This window comes from Halomonas sp. KM-1, from assembly GCF_000246875.1.
Classification (GTDB): domain Bacteria; phylum Pseudomonadota; class Gammaproteobacteria; order Pseudomonadales; family Halomonadaceae; genus Halomonas; species Halomonas aerodenitrificans.
On record NZ_BAEU01000151.1, the window covers coordinates 1 to 19,100 of the forward strand.

Consider the following 19,100-nt stretch of genomic DNA (forward strand, 5'->3'; position numbering starts at 1 on the left):
TACCTACCCTGGAAATCCGAGCGGCAACTACCTCATCGGGAGTAATTTCTCACTGCCATTCCTCTGGATGGTCAGCTGACCAACGATGCCCTACTGGGTAAGGGACAACCACGGCGAGTCAAAGCCACACAGCGTCGCTCGGTCTCAACAAAGCGCGACTTGTGCCCCCCTCATCATTACCCTTACTCCTCCGGGGCTGCTTTCGTATGGCCTGTAGTAATAGCCCCTGGTTTCACACCCTACGCAGCAAGTGCAAAGTATATGAAACCAAGGGTCAATTCAGTGTCGTCGACCAAAGAGGCAGGAATGGGGCGCTTTCATTGCCTATCGGCAAGACCCCACACCCACCACATCCCTGTGTGTAATGATGGGTCAAATCACAAGCACCAGTCCTTGGCAGCTGAGTGCTATTTGGCGGCGGTAACGACCAACTCCAGCAACACGTTTTCTCCTAGGTCCGCAACCCCTAAAGTCGCCCTGGCTGGCAGATGTTCCGGATCAAACCACTGAGTCCAGACATCATTCATGCCTTTCTTCAGGTTCAAATCGGAGACGTAAGCCGTAGCAGACACAATACATTCCTTATTGGTTCCGGCTTCGGCGAGATAGCTCTCCAACTTATCCAAAACCTGCTGCGTCTGACCTGCCATGTCCAAGCTGAGATCATCAGCGATGATGCCACCGAAGAATACAAAGCCATTAGCTGCAACGGCACGGTGCATGATGGGAGTACGAATAGTGCGTTCGATCATGATTAACTCCTTGGATTGCCTGTTTTCAGGCGTGGTATCGCTCTTTTCGGCAATGCCGAAAGGTGAGCAACATGTGTCATGTATCAAATCAGAGTATTAGCCTGAGTAGCGCGAACCCTTAAAACGCGTGATGGAAAATGGCTGGATCGGGTAGGACGTTTCGCGTCCCATAGCCAGGTCAGCGACGATTTCCCCAGTGATGGGGCTAAGTTGAAAGCCGTGAGCCGAGAAGCCGAAGGAATGAATTACGCTCTCTGATGTACTGCTCGGACCCAATACTGGGATCTGGTCCGGCATCACAGCTTCTATCCCTGCCCAGGTGCGAACAATTCGCGCATCATGCATGAAGGGGAAAAGGCTCAAGACGGTGTCGGCATTGTCCGCCAACCCTCCCAGACAGGTCTCGGCAACCTGGCGTCGCGAATCGACTTCCCCCCGAACACCTCCACCGATCAGCACGGTGCCGTTTTCAAACTGCTTGAAGGAGAGTGGCCTGGACGTTGCCCCAATGACCGGGCCGAGAAATGGCTTCAGTCGCTCAGTAATCATCAGCATCGGCGCCTCGGCGGCGAGAGGTACCGGCTCGCCCAGCCACTCGCAAAGCGTACCGGCCCAAGCACCCGCGCAGTTGATGAGGATGTCGGCAGAGAAACGCTGGCGTCCCGCCTGAATCTTCCACCCACTGCCATGGGCTTCCAGGCCGGTGACAGCCACGCCTTCGAAGAAGCCCACACCCTGCCGTTGAGCCTGGCGTCGCCATGCTGTTACCGTACGATAGGGATTGGCATAACCATCACCGTCACAGGCAAGTCCGCCTGGACAATGGGGAGACAGGGCCGGCACGCGCTGACGTAGCTCATCGCGAGTGATGAGATACTCGTGGTCGAATCCCAGAGAACGGACCTGCCGCTCACGCTCAGCCAGCGTCTCCAGATCGGCGCCATTCTCGGCTACCTTGATCTGCCCCACCGGGCGAAAATCGCAGTCATCACCGACCACCTCGGCCATACGTTGCCAGCGTTCCCAGGCCGCCATGGCTAAGGGAATCTCCGCAGGATGCCTGCCCAACCGTCGCACACCACCGGCGTTAACGCCCGAGGCATGCCGACCGGCATACTCCTTGTCGATCACCGTGACTCGATGACCGTGGGCGCTGAGGTGGACAGCGGCACTACAGCCATGGAGCCCTGCCCCGACGATGACGATCCGGGCACTCATTCCGAGGCATCCTCAGCGGCTGTTGCCAGTTGCCCCAAGGTAATGGGTTTGAAAGGAGGGCGAAGGCGGTAGTAACCAGTCTCGGCAACGCTCTGCCCGTTGGCATCGGCCAACAGCTCGCTGACCGTCAGGCCACACATGCGACCCTGGCAGGGCCCCATGCCACACCGGGTGAAGGACTTGGTCTGGTTGGGACCACGACACCCCTGCTTAGCCATGCGGCGAACTTCGCCGGCGGTAACCTCCTCGCAACGACACACCAGCGTATCGTCCCCAGGCAGCCGCCAATGCGCTGCCGGTCGGTAGAGGACATCGAGGAAAGGACGAATCGCCGTTTCTCGTGCCAAGTCACGACGCAGCCGTTTCACTTCCTCCCGAGTCTTGTCTTCACTCACACGACCGAGTGCAATGGCGGCTCCCAACCCTGCCAGCCGTCCCTGCATCGCCGAGGCCTTGGCACCCACGATGCCACCGGCATCTCCAGCGACCGCAATCCCCTCAACATCTGTCGCCAGCCAGGCGTCTCTGCGCGGCTGCCAGGCCAGTTGCCGCTCGTCCCAGTCATGAGCACAGTCGAGGGCCCGAGTGACCTGCGTATTCGGCACTACCCCCTGATGCAACAGCAGCAGCGGAGTTGTCAGGCAGTGCCACTCAGGATCGTTACCGCATTGCCAGCGGACCCGCTCCAATCGGTCTTCGCCTTCGGCTTCCAGAGCCGTCACATGCCGAACATGCCTGACGCCTGCACGCCTCAGTTCGGCCAATAGTCCCAAACCCTTGAGCAGGGTCCGTGCATTTCGTAGCGCACCGGGCAGTAACGGGAGTGCATCCCGGTATTGCCCCGCCGGCGTGGTATCGAGCAAAGCTGCAATGGGAATCCCGGCGCGCAGATATTGCACGGCCAGCAGTAACAGAAGTGGCCCACAGCCAGCGAGCACAACCGGTGCCGAGGGCGCCAAGCCAGCACTCTTGAGCAGGATCTGACCGCTTCCGGCAGTCATGACCCCGGGCAACGTCCAGCCCGGAATCGGGAAGGGCCGCTCCAAGGCACCATGGGCAAGAATGACGTGGCGGGCTTGCACCATCGAAGCTTGCTCCCCCTGGAGGAGCCCGACCTCGAGTCGCCGGGTGAGCTGCCAAAGGGTAGTGCCAGGACGATAGTCGATGCGCGGATCATCCAGCCCATCTACCAGCTCCTTACCATGCCAATAGTCATCACCCAGAATCCGCCGCTCCTTGAGCGGTGTCGACTCAATCGAACGATAGATCTGTCCGCCAGGCGCCGGCTGCTCATCGACCACCAGCGCGGTGATGCCATGGGCCACGGCAGTGGCGGCAGCGGCCATACCGGCAGGGCCGCTGCCGAGTATCACCAGGTCATGAGTCGTCATCAGCCGAGTCTCCTTGCGCCGTGTTGCGAACGGATCTGCATGCCGTCCTTTACAAGGACTTGGCACCCCTGGACATTGGGTTTGTCGTCCACTTCGACCAGACACTCGAAACAGACCCCCATCATGCAGTAGGGTCCCCTCGGAGATCCGCTCACCGGCGTGGTACGGCATGCCTCGACACCCGCCGAGAGCAGTGCCGCTGCAATAGTATCGCCATCCTGGGCAGTGACCTGCCGACCATCGAAGTACACGATCACTGTCTTCTGTGCAGATACATCAGGCAGGGATAACCGTTTGAACATCGAATCTCTCCGCGGTGAAAGGGGCTATTTCGCTGGGCAAGGATTCACCAGCGATCCAGGGGGCAAGACGTTTGGCATGGGCTGCAGCCAAGGTCACACCGCTATGGCAGCAGGCCACGAATGCGCCAGGGTGAGAAAGCGAGGCCTGATAGAGTGGATAGCCATCCGGTGTCATCACACGCAACGCACCCCAGGTCCGTACTACCCGTGTGTTGGCCAGAGCTGGCAGGGCACGGACGGCCCGCTGGGCGATATGCGACAGCACAGGGGTCTCAGTGCCATCGTTAAAACCGACATCTTCGTGGGAATCCCCCATCAAGATTGAACCTTCACCTGTCTGGCGAAGATAGGTGGTCGGAAGATTTAGCAGGGGCCGCATGCGTTCAGTAACTAGGATCTCGCCTCGATTGGGTATCAGTGGAGCATGCAGCCCAACCTGAGGGGCCAGGAGGCGGTTCCCGAGACCGGCGGCGAGCACCACGCGTTCCGCCTGGACTCGCTCCCCTTCACGCTCGATTACAAAGCTGTCCCCGTTCTGATGCACTCGGTGGACTTTGCTGCCGGGAAGGAAAGTACCGCCAATGCGAAGAAAACCGGCATGTAACCCGCGTAGCAGATAAAGCGGATTGGCATGTCCGTCCCACCGCGACCATGAGGCCCCCGTGACACTCTCCCCGATTTCCGGAATCATCTCACGCAGCTGTTCGTGATCGAGCATGGCGAAGTCGAACTGCCCGCCTGTTGCCTTGGCCAGCGAGGTCAGATCAGCCTGCCGCAGCTCCATTTCCTTGTGGCTATAGCAGAGATGCACACCTCCCGGTGCCTGATGCTGAGTTCCCACTTCAGTGAGCTCCCAGAGTTCTTCCGAGAGACTGTGCCACAGGGATGCAGAGCTCATGCTCCACTGTGAATAACTTGGGATTTCGAGCCCCTTCCCCTGAACCCAGACCAGCCCGAAGTTGCCTCGAGAGGCCCGGTAGGCAACATCACCCTCATCGAGTACAGCGACCCGGTGGCCGGACTTAGCCAAGCCATAGGCAATAGCGCTGCCTACTAGTCCACCCCCGACGACAGCAAAATCATAGGTTTTCATATGATCTCTTCACCCCTTGCCGATCAGGACTTTGTCGAGTCCATAGATGCGATCCAGTATTAAAACCAAAAGGGCCGTCAGCACGATCAGCACGGTCGAGACAGAGGTAATCAGAGGGTCAATGGTGTGAGCAATGTGGTTGTACATCTGGACAGGCAGCGTCGTCGTGCTGGGAGAGGCAACGAAAATCGTCATCGACAGTTCATCGAAGCTAGTGGTGAAAGCAAGAATCCAGCCGCCAGCAACGCCAGGCAAAATAATCGGCATGGTGACACGCCTAAACACCGTCCATTGACTGGCCCCCAGTGACAGCGCTGCCTGTTCGACCCGTCGGTCCATTCCGAATACCGAAGCCATGACCAGGCGCATGGTGTACGGCATGATGATGATCACGTGGGCCGCCACCAAGGCGTAGAAACTACCATAGACACCAATCCGTGAGAAAAAGCTGAGAAAGGCCACACCCAGCACTACATGTGGAATCATCAGCGGCGAAAGGAACAGGCTTACTAGCGCCTCCCGCCCCCGAAATTGGTATCGAGCTATGGCCAAGGCTGCAGGTACAGCAAGTACGGCAGAAACACTGGCAGCGCCGATCCCAAGATAGAGGCTATTCCAGAATGCCTGAACAAAGCTGCGGTTCTCGAGAATGGCTCGGAACCACCTGAGCGAGAAGCCGTCAGTGGGATACGAGATATATCCATTCGGGGTGAAAGCAACCAGCATGACGACGACAAGCGGTGCCATCAGGAAGATCACGAACAGTGTATGAAAACACAAGGCCAGCTTTCCATTGTTTTGCATATGAGTGTCTCCTTCTAGCCCAATATCCGGCGGAAGCGCCGTTCCATCATGCTGTTGTAACTCATCACCACGACCACATTCGCAATTAGGAGAATCACTGCAATGGAAGCACCAAGGGGCCAATTCATTGTGTTGAGATATTCGTCATAAGCTGCGGTAGCTGCGACTTTAAGTCGTCGCCCGCCAAGTATCGCCGGAGTGGCAAAGGCGCTTGCAGCCAGAGCGAATACAATCAAACTTCCGGAGAGTATTCCGGGCATAATCTGCGGCACTACAACTCGACGAAAGACCGTGGTGTGACTGGCACCGAGCGACAATGCCGCATGTTCCACGGAAGGATCGAGCTTTTGTAAGGCAGCCCATACCGAGATCACCATAAAGGGCACTAACACATGGACCAGCGCCAGAATGATGCCAGTGTGTGTATACATAAGGTTACCCGCACTAGCATCGGCAATGCCCAGGACTTCCAGTGTTTTTCCCAATAAGCCATTACCACCGATGAGCAGCACCCAGCCCAAGGTTCTCACTACCACTGAGATAAGTAATGGCGTCAAGGTTACAACAAGGAACAGTGACCTCCATGGGCTACGCATTCTTGAAAGTATATAAGCTTCTGGCACACCGATGGCGATGCAAAGCACCACTACGACTACGCTAATGGCGTAGGTTCGAAAGAATATTTCGTGGAAGTAGTCGTCCTTAATGACCTCCATGTAATTCGCAAGACTGAAGGTAGCAATGATTCCTTCCGCATAATCAAAACTATTGAAACTGAGCACTAGGGTCATCAACAACGGCATGCCCAGCAGCATCAAAAAGAATATCGCCCCTGGAGCGCTCAATAACCATGGAATCAGCGACTTGGGTAAGAACCGTGCTGATGTCGCCGGAAGAGTCGAAGCCAGTTCAGCCATGGACCTTCTCCTCAAGTAGCCGAATCGCACCGGGAGACCAACTGACACCTACATCATCACCAACCGCGACACCTCGCTTCCCCAGATTGGGCTGGGTGATGAATAACTCACCGGCACTGCTGTCGACCTGATAAAGCCAATGATTACCAAGGAACAACCGTGTCTTCACCCGACCCTTGAGCTTGCCGCTCGCACAATCCGTCAACTCGAGCTTCTCTGGGCGAATGGATATCTGTACGTGGTTGCTGGTACGCGGACCATCTAGCATGAGCTCGAGAGTCGCATCACCCAAGCGTATGGATGTCTGGTCGCCTTGCTTCTTACCGATCAGACCAGTAAGTATGTTAGTCTTGCCGACAAATGAACTAACAAAGGCATCACTAGGCCGTTCATAGGCATTGAATGGCTCATCGACTTGCACCACGCGCCCTTGGTTCATTACAACGACACGGTCACTGAGCGAAAGGGCTTCGGACTGATCATGGGTAACCATAAGCGTGGTTGTACCGACCTGCTGTTGAATATTACGGAGCTCGATCTGCATGTCCTCACGAAGCTTGGCATCGAGGTTGGACAGCGGCTCATCAAGCAACAACAGCGGTGGTTGGATAACGAGGGCACGCGCAAGAGCCACGCGCTGGCGCTGCCCACCGGACAGCTCTCTCGGATAACGGTCCTGAAGCTTGCTAAGATGGACAAGCTCCAGAATCTCCCCCACCCGCTTCCGGCTTTCGGCTGCTGAGACACGCCGCATTTCCAAGCCAAAGCGCACGTTCTCAACTACCGTCATGTGAGGGAAAAGTGCATAGGTTTGGAAAACGATCCCAATGCCTCTCTCATTCGGCTTACGGTGAGTGATGTCTTCACCGTCCATGAGGATACGACCCCGGGTCGGCTCTACGAAACCGGCGATCATCTGAAGGGTGGTAGTCTTGCCGCAGCCAGAGGGTCCAAGAAGTGAGACGAACTCCCCTTTGTCGATCTCCAGTGAAATATTTTCAGCGGCAGTCGTGGGCCCATAGCATTTGGTTAATGACGTAAGGCTCAGATAGCTCATGGTAGGACTCTCCTAAACCCCTGCCTAGCGGCTATAGGCAGGCAGGGGTCACCAGTCATGGAATTGATGAATTGGCTGGAATCAACGCTCGACGCGACGATTCCAGCGGTTAGTCCATTCCATGCGCTGTGGATTAATAGTGTCCCAATCCACTGAGGTCAGCTGATCGATACGGTCACCATAGGGCAAACTTGCGGCCAGTTCGTCATCAAGCTCGGTGTATCGATTTGCTGGCCCCCAGCCCTGAGTGTCCGCGAGGATGGCCTGGATCTCAGGAGAGAGAAGGTGTGCCATGAAAGCTCTGGAGAGTTCGTCCTCACCACTGCCATCAACAATGCACCCTGCTACCATCAAGGCAACGGCTCCTTCTTCAGGATAAGCAAATTTCACAGGAAATCCGGTATCTGCCAGTGCCTGAACACGCCCACTCCCCCAAACCGAAAGTGCAATCTCCTCATTCTGGAAAAGCTGCGACATTCCGCCTGCAGAAGTTTCGAAGCTGAGGATGTTCGGAACGACTGAATCCTGAATGTATTCGAAACCAGGATCGATATCGTCCTCACCACCGCCGTTCAATCTGGCTGCCATAACCAGGGCATGCAGCCCGTAAGTATTACTAACCGAAGGAACAACTATCTTTCCTTGGAATTTTTTGTCGGCCAGGTCACGCCATGAAGACGGCGGCTCCCACCCGTTCCTCTCAAACATTTCTGCGTTGTAGGCAAAACCGGATGCCACCACACCCACACCTACGGCGTTGTCATTAGCAAACCGGGCGATGTCATAAACATCGTCCAGCGCCTCCAGGCCGTTCATGGGTGCGCAAAATCCTAGATTCACGGCTTGATACATCGGCCCATCATCGAGCAGAACAACATTGAGCTCCTGCTGGCCTGCCTGGGCTTGAAGCCGAGCCAGTGTGTCAGTGGAATTACCGGCAACGTATACGATCTCGACATCATGCTTTTCTTGAAAGGCAGGAATGATGGATTCCTTCATCGCATATTCCGATGAGCCACCATATGCACCTATATATAGGGTATCTGCCTGTACTGATGCTGCTGCAAGGCCAATCATGCCAGTCATAGATGCAGTGAGTAGTACCCGTCTATTCATGCTTGGGATCCTTGAGTTTGTTTTTGTAAGGTCAGTCAATATCGACAGGGACTGAGCCATTCATGATTGCTGCAATGCCATTCGACACCACGCCCTAGAAGCTAGCACTCCAAAACTATGCAAACTAATGCCATTTTATGGCCACCCTATTCACTGATGTTATAGGTGGCATCGTCTTCCGCATCGATCAACCGCTGGAGCTGGGCTTTGGCATCCTCCAGGAATTCCATTGCCAAGCGTGCCGGAGGACGGTAAGCAGGAAGAACTGCGCTGTAATGAAAATCAATCGTAGGAAGGAAAGGTTTCGATACCAACCCTTGCCTGGAGTAAAAACTTGCCGTCACGGGATCGATCAGCGATACACCGGCACCCGCTTTTACCAGCTCGCACGCTACGCTGGAAAGCTGTGTCTCTATGCGCATGCGCCGTTTCACACCCGCTGCATGAAAGGCCTGATCGATGAGTGGCCTGACATCCTGTAGCTGGCCCAAGGAAACGAATGGCTGTTCCTCCAGGTCCTGGACATGTATTACCCGCTTCTTAGCCAAGGGGTGAGAAGGCTGCATCATCAGCCGAAGGTAGCCTGTTGCCAGAGGCAAAATGGTTACTGCCGGATCCTCGATGTGCATACCTATGAATCCCAGGTCGCACTGCTGAGTTCCGACCCACTCCAGAACCCGTTGAGAACTGTGTGCTTGAAGGGAGATGGTTATGCCCGGATGCTGTGCAGAAAAGTCATGGACCATGTTCGGAAGTACGCTCAATGCCAACGCTGGCATGCAGCTGATGAACAGTCTGCCGGTGCGGAACTCGCGGATCTCCTTTGCGGTTTCAGTGATTTTTTCAAGCCCCACGAAGGCTCGCTCGACATCCTCATAGAGCGCCTGCGCTTCTGGAGTCGGGACCAGTCGGCCCTTGTCTCGCTTGAACAAGGAAAAACCCACGTGATATTCGAGGTCGGCGATGAGCCGGCTCACGGCAGGCTGTGAGACGTGAAGCGTCTGAGCAGCACGGGTCACGGTCTTATGCACCATAACTGCCCGGAACGCTTCGATCTGACGGAGGTTGACCATCTTGTTGCCTATTGGATTGGACTCAATTGTCCCAGCATGTTCAGCTTAAAAGGTGGGCACAGTCGAGAATGGCCGATCACCCTCATCTCTCAGCAGCGAGCGAGGCGCTCTTAGTCACCCGAATATTCAGCGGCAATGCACACAGGGATTCTGGCCAGCCCGTCGTTAAAGCTAACATTGCCGATACCATAAGAACCAATACATAGAACTGGCCATCTCATTCAGAGATGTTATAGATTTTAGGCGATAGAGAGAGGAGCGAGTGCTTACGCAGGCCGTTCAGCCACCGGCAACTGGATCGAGGTGACCTGTTCGAAGCCTTGCCGGAAGGCGGCGACGAAATCCCGGGCAAGCCGCGACAGCGGCTGGTCGCGCGGCGTCAGCAACGCAAAATCTTCGCCCAGATTGGGCTCGAAGGGGCGCAGCGTCAGCGAGTCCCCACCAAAGGCCCTGGCGCTGATAGGATCGAGAATGGCGAGACCTCCTCCCCTGGCAACCAAGCGCGCGGCTTGAAGCGCCAGTGAGACTTCTATTCTCCGGCACGGCTGTATAACTTTTTCTTCCAGCAACCCATCGAGCGCCCGACGCAGCGGATCCTGGGGCTCGAAGCAGATCAACGTCTGATCTTGCAGATCCTCTGCATAAATTCGCTCGCGCGCGGTGAGCGGGTGCTTGTTTGGTAGTACGCACAAGCTATCGAGGCGAAAATGTTCGCTGTTCACGCGGTCGTCGTTGTCAGCCACGATGGCAAAGCCAAGATCGCTTCGCTGGGTGATGACATCCTCGACGACCTGTTCGGAGCGAAAGGTGGCCAGTTCGATCCGGGTATCTGGGTGGTCAGGGGAAAACTCGGCCAGGACATCGGGTAAAAAGGTCATCCCGAGGAGAGGCATGGCGCTGATTCTCAGCCCCCCTATTTCTCGCTCTCGTATCCGTCGTGCTGTATCGCGCAGATGATCGATGCCAGTCCATACGCGCTGTACTTCGCGATAGAAGAGGCGCGCTTCAGGAGTGGGTATCAAGCGGCCGCGCACCCGCTCAAATAGATGAAAACCCAGATCATGCTCAAGCTGCTTGAGCAGGCGGGTGACTCCTGGCTGGGCGATGAGCATACGCCTTGCCGCACCGGAAACCGTGCCGCATTCCATGACCAACTTGAAAGCAAGCACCTGCTTATCGCGAAGATGGGGAAGCTTCATAATATTTGTGTATCGTCATGGCAATAATTGGTATTGGATCGTATACCGTTCGCCTCGCTATCGTCGATGGCATTCCACTTACAAGAAGCGGACGGCATGCAGCAGGATTTCCTAATCATTGGTGGTGGCGTGGTCGGCATGGCGGTGGCCTATGGTCTGCTGCGTGCGGGCTGTCGCGTTACGGTGCTCGATGGAAGCGACGACTCACTGCGCGCCTCACGAGGTAACGCCGGTCTCACCTGGGTGCAGGGCAAGGGCGCAGGCATGCCAGCCTATGCCGAACTCAGTTTCGAAGCGAGCCTGGCCTGGCCTGAGTTTGCCGCTGAACTCGAGGGGCGCACCGGGTTAGACCTCGAATACGAACACAGGGGTGGAGTCGATCTTTGCTTCAATCAGGAGGAAGCAGAGGCACGTCAGCGCGAGTACTCGGCGATCCAGTCGACATCCCCCAACCTGGCGCGCCAATTCCGTTGGCAATATCTCGACCGTACGTCGCTTGCCTCTTATCTCCCGGGGCTCGGCGAAGGCGTGCACGGTGGTACCTGGTCGCCCCATGACGGCCATTGCAATCCCCTGTATCTACTGCGCGCGCTGTTTTCAGCCAATCTCGGGCTCGGGCTCGATTATCGTCCTGGCTGCGAGGTGCACTTGCTCACTCCCCTCATGAATGGCTTTCGAGCGGCGACCACGCACGGCACCTACGAAGCTGAGCGCCTTATCCTTGCTGCTGGTCTGGGCAGCGCAGCATTGGCGCCGATGCTGGGGCTCAGTGGGGCGGTGCATCCCGTGCGCGGCCAGGTCTTGGTGACTGAACGCCTGCAAAAAATTGCCCAACTGCCGACCCCACAGATTCGACAGACGGCTAGTGGCGCGTACTTGATCGGGGACACTCAGGAAGAGGTCGGTTTCGACAGGGGGGTGACCCTGCCGATAATGCAGCAATTGGCTGATCGCGCGGTGCGAATCTTTCCGTTTCTCGCCCATGCGCGACTGGTGCGCTCGTGGGGGGCGCTGCGCGTAATGACACCTGATGGCCACCCTCTCTATGAAGCTTCACGGCAATACCCCGGGGCCTATGGCCTAAGCAGTCACAGCGGTATCAGCCTGGCAGCCTTCCATGCCGGCCGTCTGGCCGAATCCATCCTGCAAGACACCCTAAGTCATGAATACGCCAAGTTCTCCGGAGCGAGGTTCTCTCGTTCCGCCCTTCACCCATAGCGGAATAACAAAACCGACCCGGTATCACCCACGCTCACACGACAAAACAAACTGCGAGGAAACAATATGCGAATTCATACCCTCTCCACTCTGCTGCTATCGGCTGCCCTGCTCGGAGGAGTGGCCAATGCGGAAGAAAAACCGCTGCGTATAGGCGTCGATGTGCCCTATGAGCCCTACCAGTACAAGCTGCCGGACGGTACTATTACTGGTTTCGAGGTAGAACTCGTCAATGCTGCCTGCGAGCGGATGCAGCGCGAATGCGTATGGGTCGAGCAGGCTTGGGATGGCATTATTCCTGCACTACAGGTACGGAATTTCGATCTCATTGCATCGGCGATGAACATTACCGAAGAACGTTCACGCCAAGTCCTCTTCTCGGATCCTTATTACCAGGTGCCTTCTGTCTGGGTCGGCAAGGCTGACGCCAAGCACGACCTGGATGGCCCGCTTGTAGGCACGGTAATAGGCGTTCAGCAAGCGACCATCCAGGATGAGTACGTAACTCAGTTCTATCCCGATGCAGAGATCCGGCGCTATGCTGATTCTGGGTCAGTGGTTGCCGATATGCACGCTGGACGACTCGACCTAGTGTTCACCGCGTTCCCCCTGGCCCAGAGGGCGATGTTCAACGATGACCGTTTTACACGGCAAGGCGAACTGGTGACCGGCCCTGAATCAATCTACGGACCGGGAATCGGCGCCGCATTCCGTCAACGTGACGAGGCATTAGCAGACGCATTTAATGAGGCCATGGCCGGATTGAAAACCGATGGTACTTTCGATCAAATTTTCGAACGCTACTTCGATAACTAGACGTATATTCCTCTTTTTCACGGCAGGCTGGGTGGGCCTTGCCCCCTGGCCTCGGCCCATGTAATGGATCCCCCCGTACCGACTCTCCAGTCGATGGGTATTTTATCGGGCGTGGCTTGCCCGCTTCTAGCTAACCACGAATTTCACTTGGATAATCAAAATCTAGGACCACCCCCGGATCCGCTACCGGCACGGCAATCACCTTGTCGGCGAACCGAGCGAGAACCGCCCTGGCCCCCAGATCATCCAGGTTGGCGGCCAAGGCGGGCCAGTAGTCACGACCGAAGAAGACCGGATGTCCGGGCATATCACGGTAGAGGGGTCTGACGATGGTGTCGGCTGCGGCTCGTCGAGCCAGCCGCTGGCAGGTTTCGGGCCTCACCCAGGGCATATCGCCCAGCCAGATGGCGACACTGTCGACATCACAGCGCGACAGCAGCTGGTCGAGCTCCCGGAAGGCATGGGCGATGCTGCCTCCAAGTCCCACCGGGGCCGCGGGCCGGATGACCAGCACCATGGCCTCGGGAATCCCCAGATCGGCGGGTGTCACCTGGGTATTCACCACCACCCTTACCTGCTCGAAGGCGTCCATGGCGGCGGCCAGGGTGGTGGCGAGCAACGTCCGACCATCGGCGAGCCGCGCCAGTCGCTTGTCACTGCCGAAGCGCCGGGAGTGCCCCGCCGCCATGATCAGGGCCAACGAGTGCTTAGAGCGCATCTCGCGCCTTGCCCCGATGGACCCGGACGATATCGGCCATGACCGCCAGAGCGATTTCGGCCGGCGTCTTGCTGCCAAGACCAAGGCCAATGGGCATCGTGATCCGAGCGATCTGCTCGGAGCCGAGCCCCCCCGAGCGACGCAGCCGCGCCTCGCGCTGACGCGAGGTCTGCCGCGAGCCCATCACGCCGATATAGAAAGCGTCGGTGCGCACGGCCTCGATCATCGCCAGATCGTCGATGCGGGGATCATGGGTCAGGGCCACCACGGCGGTGGCGGCATGACAGGCACCCGAGGCGATGAAAGTCGAGGGCATTACCGCCTGCACCTCCACCCCCGGTACCGCAAACTCCCGACGCGCCTTCTCTCGGGGATCACAAACGATGACCTCGAAGCCCAGGGTACTGGCGAAGCTGGCACAGGCCTGAGAGACCGGAGAGATACCCGCAATGATCAGACGCAGTGCCGGGCCGAGGCGCACGCCGATTACTCCCTCCTCCCGCAGGATGGCAGGCCCCGGCGCCTCGGCCAGCACGAAATGCGCCCTTCGACCATCAAGCGGCACACGTCGAATCAGGGCTCGTCGGCCGAGCAGGGTGGCATGCACCACCTCCAGGTGGGTCAGGGTGGCCGCGTCGGGCTCCAGCCGCTCTACCAGCACCTCCAGGCTGCCTCCACAGGGCAACCGCACACGGCTCGCGCCCGGCTCGCTCCCCTGACCGCCATACCGCACCCGTTGTACCGGCCCGGCAAACTCCCCTTGGTGCAGCCGCTCGAGAAAGTCCTCCTCCACGCAGCCACCGGACAGCGACCCCAGGTGCTCACCGTCCTGGCGTGCCACTAGCATGGCGCCGGGCTCCCGGGGGGATGAGCCGAAGGTGGCCAGCACCGTGCACAGCCATAGACGATGGCCCCGGTTGGCCCACTGCAGGGCGCGCTCGATGACCTGCAAGTCGAGATGGTCCATCAGCCGATCGCCTCAACCGGCCTCGACCGAGCAGCAGCCAGGGCGCGACGCACCACCTCCGGTGTGAAGGGGGGGCGGGTGAAGCGCACCCCGGTGGCATCGTAGAGAGCATTGGCGATGGCCGGAGCGCCGGGCAGGGAGGTGGATTCTCCGACCCCCAGCGGCGGTGCCTCGGGGCGCTCGAGGAGCATGACGTCGATCTCGGGCAGCTCGGAGAACCGCAGGATCGGATAGCCGCCCCACTCCCGGCTCACCGGCAGGCCGTCCTCGAAGGCGCCCCGCTCCTTGAGGGTCCGGCTCAGCGTCTGGATGACATTGCCGTGCACCTGATGACGCACGCCGGCCGGGTTGACCATGAGGCCGGCGTCCTGGCCCACGACCAGCCGCTCGATGACGATGCGTCCACTCTCGGGGTGCACCTTCAACTCAACCACCCATGCTGCCAGGGCCGCGCCAAAACCGGGAAACTTACTGTGTACGTACTGGGCGTAGGCCACCCCTCGCCCATGGTGCCAACCCTCGACCATCCGGGGTGCGGAATGGGCCACCCGGGGCTGCCAGCCCGCTCGCGCTGCCACGGCCTCGGTCAACTCCACCGCACGCGGGTCGGTCAGGTAGCGCAGCCGATAGGCTACCGGATCCTCACCGGCCAACTGGGCCAGTTCGTCGATATGGCTCTCATGAGCGAAGGTGTTGGGCATGGCCGAGACCCCACGCAACCAGGAGGCGCGTACCAGGGTCGGCACGTCATCGCAGGCGATCTGCCGATGCGGGTAGCGATAAGGCGGGACCGAGGTACGATCCCCCATCTCGAAGGGGATATCGCTGGGCTTTACGATGCCGGTCAGCAGCAGGGCCAGGGTCGGGGCATTGTTCGAGGGATAGCGGACGACGAAGCGATAGGCGGCGGGGCTGCCATCGGCGTTCAGGCCCCCCTGGACCTCCATCAACTGGGCAGCCCCCTTGGGCTCCCAGCCATGCTCCTGCTCCCGGGTCAGCTGTACCCGCACCGGCCGCCCCACCGCTCGCGACAGTAGCGCGGCATCGGCCCCCACATCATCGGCACAGTTGCGACCGTAACAACCGGCGGCTTCCATGCGGGTAACGGTGATCACGCCCTCGTCGAGCCCCATCAGCCGCGACAGGTCTGCGCGCAGGCTGTGGGGATTCTGGGTGCCGGACCACACCTGCAACCGGTCGTCACGATAGTCGGCCACCGAGCAGGAGGGGCCGATGGAGCCGTGTAGTTGGAAAGGCCAGACATAGGTGCGAGATACACGATGCGCAGCCCGGGCCAGCGCTCCCGCCGCATCGCCCTCCTCCAGCAAGGGTCGCCGTTGGGCCGGCAGCTCTCGCAGGGCCTGTTCCAGATCGTCGAGCCGGGGTAAGCCCTTCGGATCGCGCCAGGTGACCTTGAGCCGCCTGGCCGCCGCCGCGGCCTGCTCCTCACGCTCGGCGACTACGCCCACGAAATCGCCGATCACCACCACCTGGATCAGCCCTGGCATGCCGGCCACCGAGGCCTCATCCACCGCCACCAGGCTGGTGCCGACGAAGTCTCCACGATCATGGCCGGTATAGGGCGGGCGGATCACTCGGCCGTGCAGCATGCCGGGCAGGCGCAGGTCATGAACGAAGGTCAGCTTGCCGACTACTTTGTCAGGAATATCCACCCGCGGCGCCGCCCGCCCTACCAGCCGATAGCCACTGGCCGGCTTGAGCGGTACCTCATCGGCGAGCTTCAGGGCATGACGCTCGCCGTGGAGAAGTTCACCGTAACTCACGGCGGGTCGATCACCCTCGGCCGGCAGGATGGTTCCCGCTACACAACGCAGGCCGCCCCGCTCTACGCCAAAGTGGCTAGTGGCCAGATCCAGCAGGTATTCGCGAGCCTGGGCCGCCGCACGCCGCAACGGCTCGGCGGTTATCTGAATGGTGGCGCTGGCGATGGTCGGCCCCTGGTTGGGCACCTCGAAGGGATGCCCCAGCACCATGGTGACCCGCTCGAGGACAACCTCCAGCTCCTCGGCGACGATCTGGGCCAGAGCCGTGCGGATACCGGTGCCCAGATCCACGTGGCCGTTGAAAGCCATCACCCGGCCATCCGCGAGCACGGCAATGAAGAGTTCGGGTTCGGTGGGTATAAAATCCGAGTGTGTACCCGGCTGGCCAGGTGCCGGCTTGGGAGGAATCACGGGCTCTCGGTAGACCACCAACAGGTCGGTGCCATGGAGGAGCGCGTGTCGATCCGGCAGTGTGGTGGACGCCATTCAAGCCTCATTGCTGTTATCGGTGGCCAGGAGCGCGATACGTTGGTGACAGCGGCATCGCATGGAAGGGGTAGGCCAGCTTGCCCTGCTCGTCATTAAGTTATAGTGTATACACCATAAATAAGCACGACTTTCCCATCGCCCGCAAGCCTATGTCGCGTCCGCGTTGACACCAGAGGCTGCTCTGCCCCGCCAGAGCCATACTCCGGCGGTGAGACCGCGACAACCATAGGTTGTCGGCAGCACACCAAGGATGCCCCATGACTACAGAGACGCCATCTCATGCCGCCATGTCCAGCGACCACCGAACCCCCACCGAACAGGGTTATGACTTCTCGGAGCAGGTCGGTCATTTGCTGCGCAAGGCCTACCAGCGCCATACGGCGATCTTCCAGCGCCACAGTTGTGACAAACAGCTGACTGCCATCCAGTTCGTCACCCTGTGCACGGTCATGGAGCGCGGGCCAAGCTCGCTCACCGAGATCGTCAATGCCACCGCCATCGATCCCGCTACGATCCGTGGGGTGATCAAGCGGCTCAAGGCACGGGAGTGGATCACCCTGACCACCGATCCCGGCGACCAGCGCAAGGTGATGGTGGTCATCACCGAGGCGGGTGAGTCCCTGGTCGAGACCATGGTGCCCATCGCCAAGCAGATCAGCGATCAGACCATGAGCAATCTCAATCCCGCCGAGCGCATCGCCCTGATGCATCTGTTGGAGAAGATGAACGCCGACGGCTGAGTGAGGTAGTTGCCCGGCCGCTGTCGGCCGGGTCGGGTCAGTCATGCCGCAAATGATCCAGCGTCTCGTCGAGGGAGACCACGTCACCGTACTTACTGTCGATATCGAACAGGTTGGCCTCGTGGGGCGCAGGGTGGCGATCACCGACGCAATCGCGCACCACCATCACGCGGAAGCCATGCTGCAGGCCGTCCACGGCGGTGGCGCGAATGCACCCGCTGGTCGAGCAGCCGGTCAGGATCAGGGTATCCACCCCCATGGCCACCAGTGTCGAGGCCAGCGAGGTGCCGAAGAAGGCGCTGGCGTACTGCTTGGTGATCACCAACTCATCGTCAGACGGGATTACCTCCTCGCAGAATGTTGCATAGGGGTTGCCCGGCACCATGGTGCGCATTACCGGTGCTTTCTTGACCCAGATGCCGCCGTCACATTGGTCCGGCGCCTGGTAAAGGATATTGGTATGGATAACCGGCACCCGGGCCTCGCGCGCCGCCGCCAACAACCGCGGCATCCTGGCCACTGCCTCTACCACACCCGGAGCGTAGAGCGGCGAGCCTGGCGTGGTGTAGCCCTGCATGAAGTCGACAACCAACAGAGCGGCCTTTTTACCGAAACCGATCCGGCCATCCCAGACGCCCTTGTAGTTGTCGCTGGCTTCCTGAGCGTGTTGCGTCATGACGGTCTCCTCAGTAGGCGCCCGACAGCAAAGCGCCGGCTCCCGGCACCACCGGTTCGAGATCGAGGGCCTTGAGCATGGCGTAGGTGGTGGCAATGGCTGCGGTGACCACCGGCTTGCCAGTGATCGCTTCAACCTTGGAGACGGCGGCCAGCGAGGGCATCTGCACACAAGCAGAGAGCACGATGGCATCCACATCGCTGTAGTCGAGGCCGGCGACAATCTCCGGCAGATTGGCGGGGTCGTGGCGAGCCACGTCGAGATTGTTGGAAATCTCTAGCGCGCGGTAGTCGACCACCTCGACGCCCTCCTCACGGATATAATCCACCACCATCTCGGTGAGCGGCTTCATGTAGGGCGCCACCACCACCACGCGCTTGGCCTTCATTACGCCCAGAGCATCCACCAGGGCGCCAGCGCTGGTGACCACCGGGGTGTCGCAACCGTTCTCCTCGGTGCGGCTACGCAGGCGCCGCTGGGATTCGCGGTGGTATCCCGGTCCCATGGACATGATCGCCACCAGGCAGGCATATCCCATCACGTCCACTGCCGCGTCAGAGAGCTCCAGCGCACAGCGGTCGGACTCGGCATCCATGGCAGCCAGCTCGTCCTTGCTCACGGTCTTCATGCGCATGCGGCTGGAGTGGAAAGTGAAACGCTCTGGGCGAATCAGCTGCCTCGCAGCCAGCATGGCGGGGATTTCCGTCTCCATGGTGATGTTGGAACTGGGTACGATCTGGCCGATACGGTATGTCTTGGTCATGGCGCAA

General features: G+C 59.2%; 19 protein-coding genes. 3 read left to right on the top strand and 16 right to left on the bottom strand.

What is annotated here, in order from left to right; translation table 11 throughout:
- Window positions 1-407 precede the first annotated feature (407 nt).
- The 11 genes from B8115_RS19545 to B8115_RS19595 all read right to left on the bottom strand — a co-directional run bounded on the left by B8115_RS19545 (window position 408) and on the right by B8115_RS19595 (window position 10,922).
- A complete protein-coding gene (locus B8115_RS19545) occupies window positions 408-752 on the bottom strand; it encodes a RidA family protein (protein ID WP_010629544.1) in 345 nt (114 codons plus the stop codon).
- A 96-nt stretch (window positions 753-848) separates the two neighbouring features.
- A complete protein-coding gene (locus B8115_RS19550) occupies window positions 849-1,970 on the bottom strand; it encodes an FAD-binding oxidoreductase (RefSeq protein WP_010629545.1) in 1,122 nt (373 codons plus the stop codon).
- Window positions 1,967-3,361, bottom strand: a complete 1,395-nt coding sequence (locus B8115_RS19555; RefSeq protein WP_010629546.1) for an NAD(P)/FAD-dependent oxidoreductase — start codon at window positions 3,359-3,361, stop codon at window positions 1,967-1,969. The genes B8115_RS19550 and B8115_RS19555 overlap by 4 nt, the downstream gene beginning before the upstream one ends.
- Window positions 3,361-3,663: a (2Fe-2S)-binding protein gene (locus tag B8115_RS19560; RefSeq protein WP_010629547.1), complete on the bottom strand. Its 303-nt coding sequence runs from the start codon at window positions 3,661-3,663 to the stop codon at window positions 3,361-3,363. Before B8115_RS19560 ends, B8115_RS19555 begins: the two co-directional genes overlap by 1 nt.
- Entirely contained in the window at window positions 3,638-4,756 is a 1,119-nt protein-coding gene (locus tag B8115_RS19565; protein ID WP_010629548.1) for an FAD-binding oxidoreductase, read from the bottom strand. Before B8115_RS19565 ends, B8115_RS19560 begins: the two co-directional genes overlap by 26 nt.
- Before the next feature lie 9 nt (window positions 4,757-4,765).
- Window positions 4,766-5,560 (bottom strand): ABC transporter permease, encoded by a 795-nt coding sequence (locus B8115_RS19570; RefSeq protein WP_010629549.1) that lies wholly within the window; start codon window positions 5,558-5,560, stop codon window positions 4,766-4,768.
- Window positions 5,561-5,574: 14 nt separating this feature from the next.
- Window positions 5,575-6,477: an ABC transporter permease gene (locus tag B8115_RS19575; RefSeq protein ID WP_010629550.1), complete on the bottom strand. Its 903-nt coding sequence runs from the start codon at window positions 6,475-6,477 to the stop codon at window positions 5,575-5,577.
- Entirely contained in the window at window positions 6,470-7,534 is a 1,065-nt protein-coding gene (locus B8115_RS19580; RefSeq protein ID WP_010629551.1) for an ABC transporter ATP-binding protein, read from the bottom strand. The genes B8115_RS19575 and B8115_RS19580 overlap by 8 nt, the downstream gene beginning before the upstream one ends.
- An 81-nt stretch (window positions 7,535-7,615) precedes the next feature.
- Window positions 7,616-8,650, bottom strand: a complete 1,035-nt coding sequence (locus tag B8115_RS19585; RefSeq protein ID WP_026038255.1) for an ABC transporter substrate-binding protein — start codon at window positions 8,648-8,650, stop codon at window positions 7,616-7,618.
- Between the two features lie 146 nt (window positions 8,651-8,796).
- The gene (locus tag B8115_RS19590) at window positions 8,797-9,723 is read right to left on the bottom strand and encodes a LysR substrate-binding domain-containing protein (RefSeq protein WP_010629553.1); all 927 of its coding nucleotides are present in this window, start codon (window positions 9,721-9,723) and stop codon (window positions 8,797-8,799) included.
- A gap of 266 nt (window positions 9,724-9,989) precedes the next feature.
- Window positions 9,990-10,922 carry a LysR substrate-binding domain-containing protein gene (locus tag B8115_RS19595; RefSeq protein ID WP_010629554.1) on the bottom strand — a complete coding sequence of 311 codons (933 nt, stop codon included), beginning with the start codon at window positions 10,920-10,922 and terminating at the stop codon, window positions 9,990-9,992.
- A gap of 96 nt (window positions 10,923-11,018) precedes the next feature.
- Here B8115_RS19595 and B8115_RS19600 point away from each other — a divergent pair, with 96 nt between their 5' ends.
- Both B8115_RS19600 and B8115_RS19605 read left to right on the top strand, forming a co-directional pair.
- Window positions 11,019-12,140 carry an FAD-binding oxidoreductase gene (locus B8115_RS19600; RefSeq protein WP_010629555.1) on the top strand — a complete coding sequence of 374 codons (1,122 nt, stop codon included), beginning with the start codon at window positions 11,019-11,021 and terminating at the stop codon, window positions 12,138-12,140.
- Between the two features lie 66 nt (window positions 12,141-12,206).
- Window positions 12,207-12,956 (top strand): transporter substrate-binding domain-containing protein, encoded by a 750-nt coding sequence (locus tag B8115_RS19605; protein WP_010629556.1) that lies wholly within the window; start codon window positions 12,207-12,209, stop codon window positions 12,954-12,956.
- A gap of 130 nt (window positions 12,957-13,086) precedes the next feature.
- Here B8115_RS19605 and B8115_RS19610 read toward each other — a convergent pair whose 3' ends face one another.
- The 3 genes from B8115_RS19610 to B8115_RS19620 are packed head-to-tail and all read right to left on the bottom strand — an operon-like array spanning window position 13,087 to window position 16,911.
- Entirely contained in the window at window positions 13,087-13,674 is a 588-nt protein-coding gene (locus B8115_RS19610; protein ID WP_010629557.1) for an NTP transferase domain-containing protein, read from the bottom strand.
- The gene (locus tag B8115_RS19615) at window positions 13,664-14,641 is read right to left on the bottom strand and encodes an XdhC family protein (RefSeq protein ID WP_010629558.1); all 978 of its coding nucleotides are present in this window, start codon (window positions 14,639-14,641) and stop codon (window positions 13,664-13,666) included. The genes B8115_RS19610 and B8115_RS19615 overlap by 11 nt, the downstream gene beginning before the upstream one ends.
- A complete protein-coding gene (locus B8115_RS19620; RefSeq protein WP_010629559.1) occupies window positions 14,641-16,911 on the bottom strand; it encodes a molybdopterin cofactor-binding domain-containing protein in 2,271 nt (756 codons plus the stop codon). The genes B8115_RS19615 and B8115_RS19620 overlap by 1 nt, the downstream gene beginning before the upstream one ends.
- A gap of 260 nt (window positions 16,912-17,171) precedes the next feature.
- Here B8115_RS19620 and B8115_RS19625 point away from each other — a divergent pair, with 260 nt between their 5' ends.
- Complete coding sequence (locus B8115_RS19625; protein WP_026038256.1) at window positions 17,172-17,654, top strand: MarR family winged helix-turn-helix transcriptional regulator; 483 nt, start codon at window positions 17,172-17,174, stop codon at window positions 17,652-17,654.
- 37 nt (window positions 17,655-17,691) lie between these two features.
- On the opposite strand, the gene B8115_RS19630 is transcribed toward B8115_RS19625, so the two are convergent.
- Together B8115_RS19630 and B8115_RS19635 are read right to left on the bottom strand one after the other, a co-directional pair.
- Window positions 17,692-18,330, bottom strand: coding sequence for an N-carbamoylsarcosine amidohydrolase (locus B8115_RS19630; RefSeq protein ID WP_010629561.1), 639 nt, complete (start codon window positions 18,328-18,330; stop codon window positions 17,692-17,694).
- Between the two features lie 10 nt (window positions 18,331-18,340).
- Entirely contained in the window at window positions 18,341-19,042 is a 702-nt protein-coding gene (locus tag B8115_RS19635; RefSeq protein WP_193365792.1) for an Asp/Glu racemase, read from the bottom strand.
- Between the last annotated feature and the right edge of the window lie 58 nt (window positions 19,043-19,100).

Coding starts and splice junctions, on each gene's coding strand:
- B8115_RS19545 (WP_010629544.1), bottom strand. CDS start 752: ATGATCGAACGCACTATTCGTACTCCCATCATGCACCGTGCCGTTGCA.
- B8115_RS19550 (WP_010629545.1), bottom strand. CDS start 1,970: ATGAGTGCCCGGATCGTCATCGTCGGGGCAGGGCTCCATGGCTGTAGT.
- B8115_RS19555 (WP_010629546.1), bottom strand. CDS start 3,361: ATGACGACTCATGACCTGGTGATACTCGGCAGCGGCCCTGCCGGTATG.
- B8115_RS19560 (WP_010629547.1), bottom strand. CDS start 3,663: ATGTTCAAACGGTTATCCCTGCCTGATGTATCTGCACAGAAGACAGTG.
- B8115_RS19565 (WP_010629548.1), bottom strand. CDS start 4,756: ATGAAAACCTATGATTTTGCTGTCGTCGGGGGTGGACTAGTAGGCAGC.
- B8115_RS19570 (WP_010629549.1), bottom strand. CDS start 5,560: ATGCAAAACAATGGAAAGCTGGCCTTGTGTTTTCATACACTGTTCGTG.
- B8115_RS19575 (WP_010629550.1), bottom strand. CDS start 6,477: ATGGCTGAACTGGCTTCGACTCTTCCGGCGACATCAGCACGGTTCTTA.
- B8115_RS19580 (WP_010629551.1), bottom strand. CDS start 7,534: ATGAGCTATCTGAGCCTTACGTCATTAACCAAATGCTATGGGCCCACG.
- B8115_RS19585 (WP_026038255.1), bottom strand. CDS start 8,650: ATGAATAGACGGGTACTACTCACTGCATCTATGACTGGCATGATTGGC.
- B8115_RS19590 (WP_010629553.1), bottom strand. CDS start 9,723: ATGGTCAACCTCCGTCAGATCGAAGCGTTCCGGGCAGTTATGGTGCAT.
- B8115_RS19595 (WP_010629554.1), bottom strand. CDS start 10,922: ATGAAGCTTCCCCATCTTCGCGATAAGCAGGTGCTTGCTTTCAAGTTG.
- B8115_RS19600 (WP_010629555.1), top strand. CDS start 11,019: ATGCAGCAGGATTTCCTAATCATTGGTGGTGGCGTGGTCGGCATGGCG.
- B8115_RS19605 (WP_010629556.1), top strand. CDS start 12,207: ATGCGAATTCATACCCTCTCCACTCTGCTGCTATCGGCTGCCCTGCTC.
- B8115_RS19610 (WP_010629557.1), bottom strand. CDS start 13,674: ATGCGCTCTAAGCACTCGTTGGCCCTGATCATGGCGGCGGGGCACTCC.
- B8115_RS19615 (WP_010629558.1), bottom strand. CDS start 14,641: ATGGACCATCTCGACTTGCAGGTCATCGAGCGCGCCCTGCAGTGGGCC.
- B8115_RS19620 (WP_010629559.1), bottom strand. CDS start 16,911: ATGGCGTCCACCACACTGCCGGATCGACACGCGCTCCTCCATGGCACC.
- B8115_RS19625 (WP_026038256.1), top strand. CDS start 17,172: ATGACTACAGAGACGCCATCTCATGCCGCCATGTCCAGCGACCACCGA.
- B8115_RS19630 (WP_010629561.1), bottom strand. CDS start 18,330: ATGACGCAACACGCTCAGGAAGCCAGCGACAACTACAAGGGCGTCTGG.
- B8115_RS19635 (WP_193365792.1), bottom strand. CDS start 19,042: ATGGAGACGGAAATCCCCGCCATGCTGGCTGCGAGGCAGCTGATTCGC.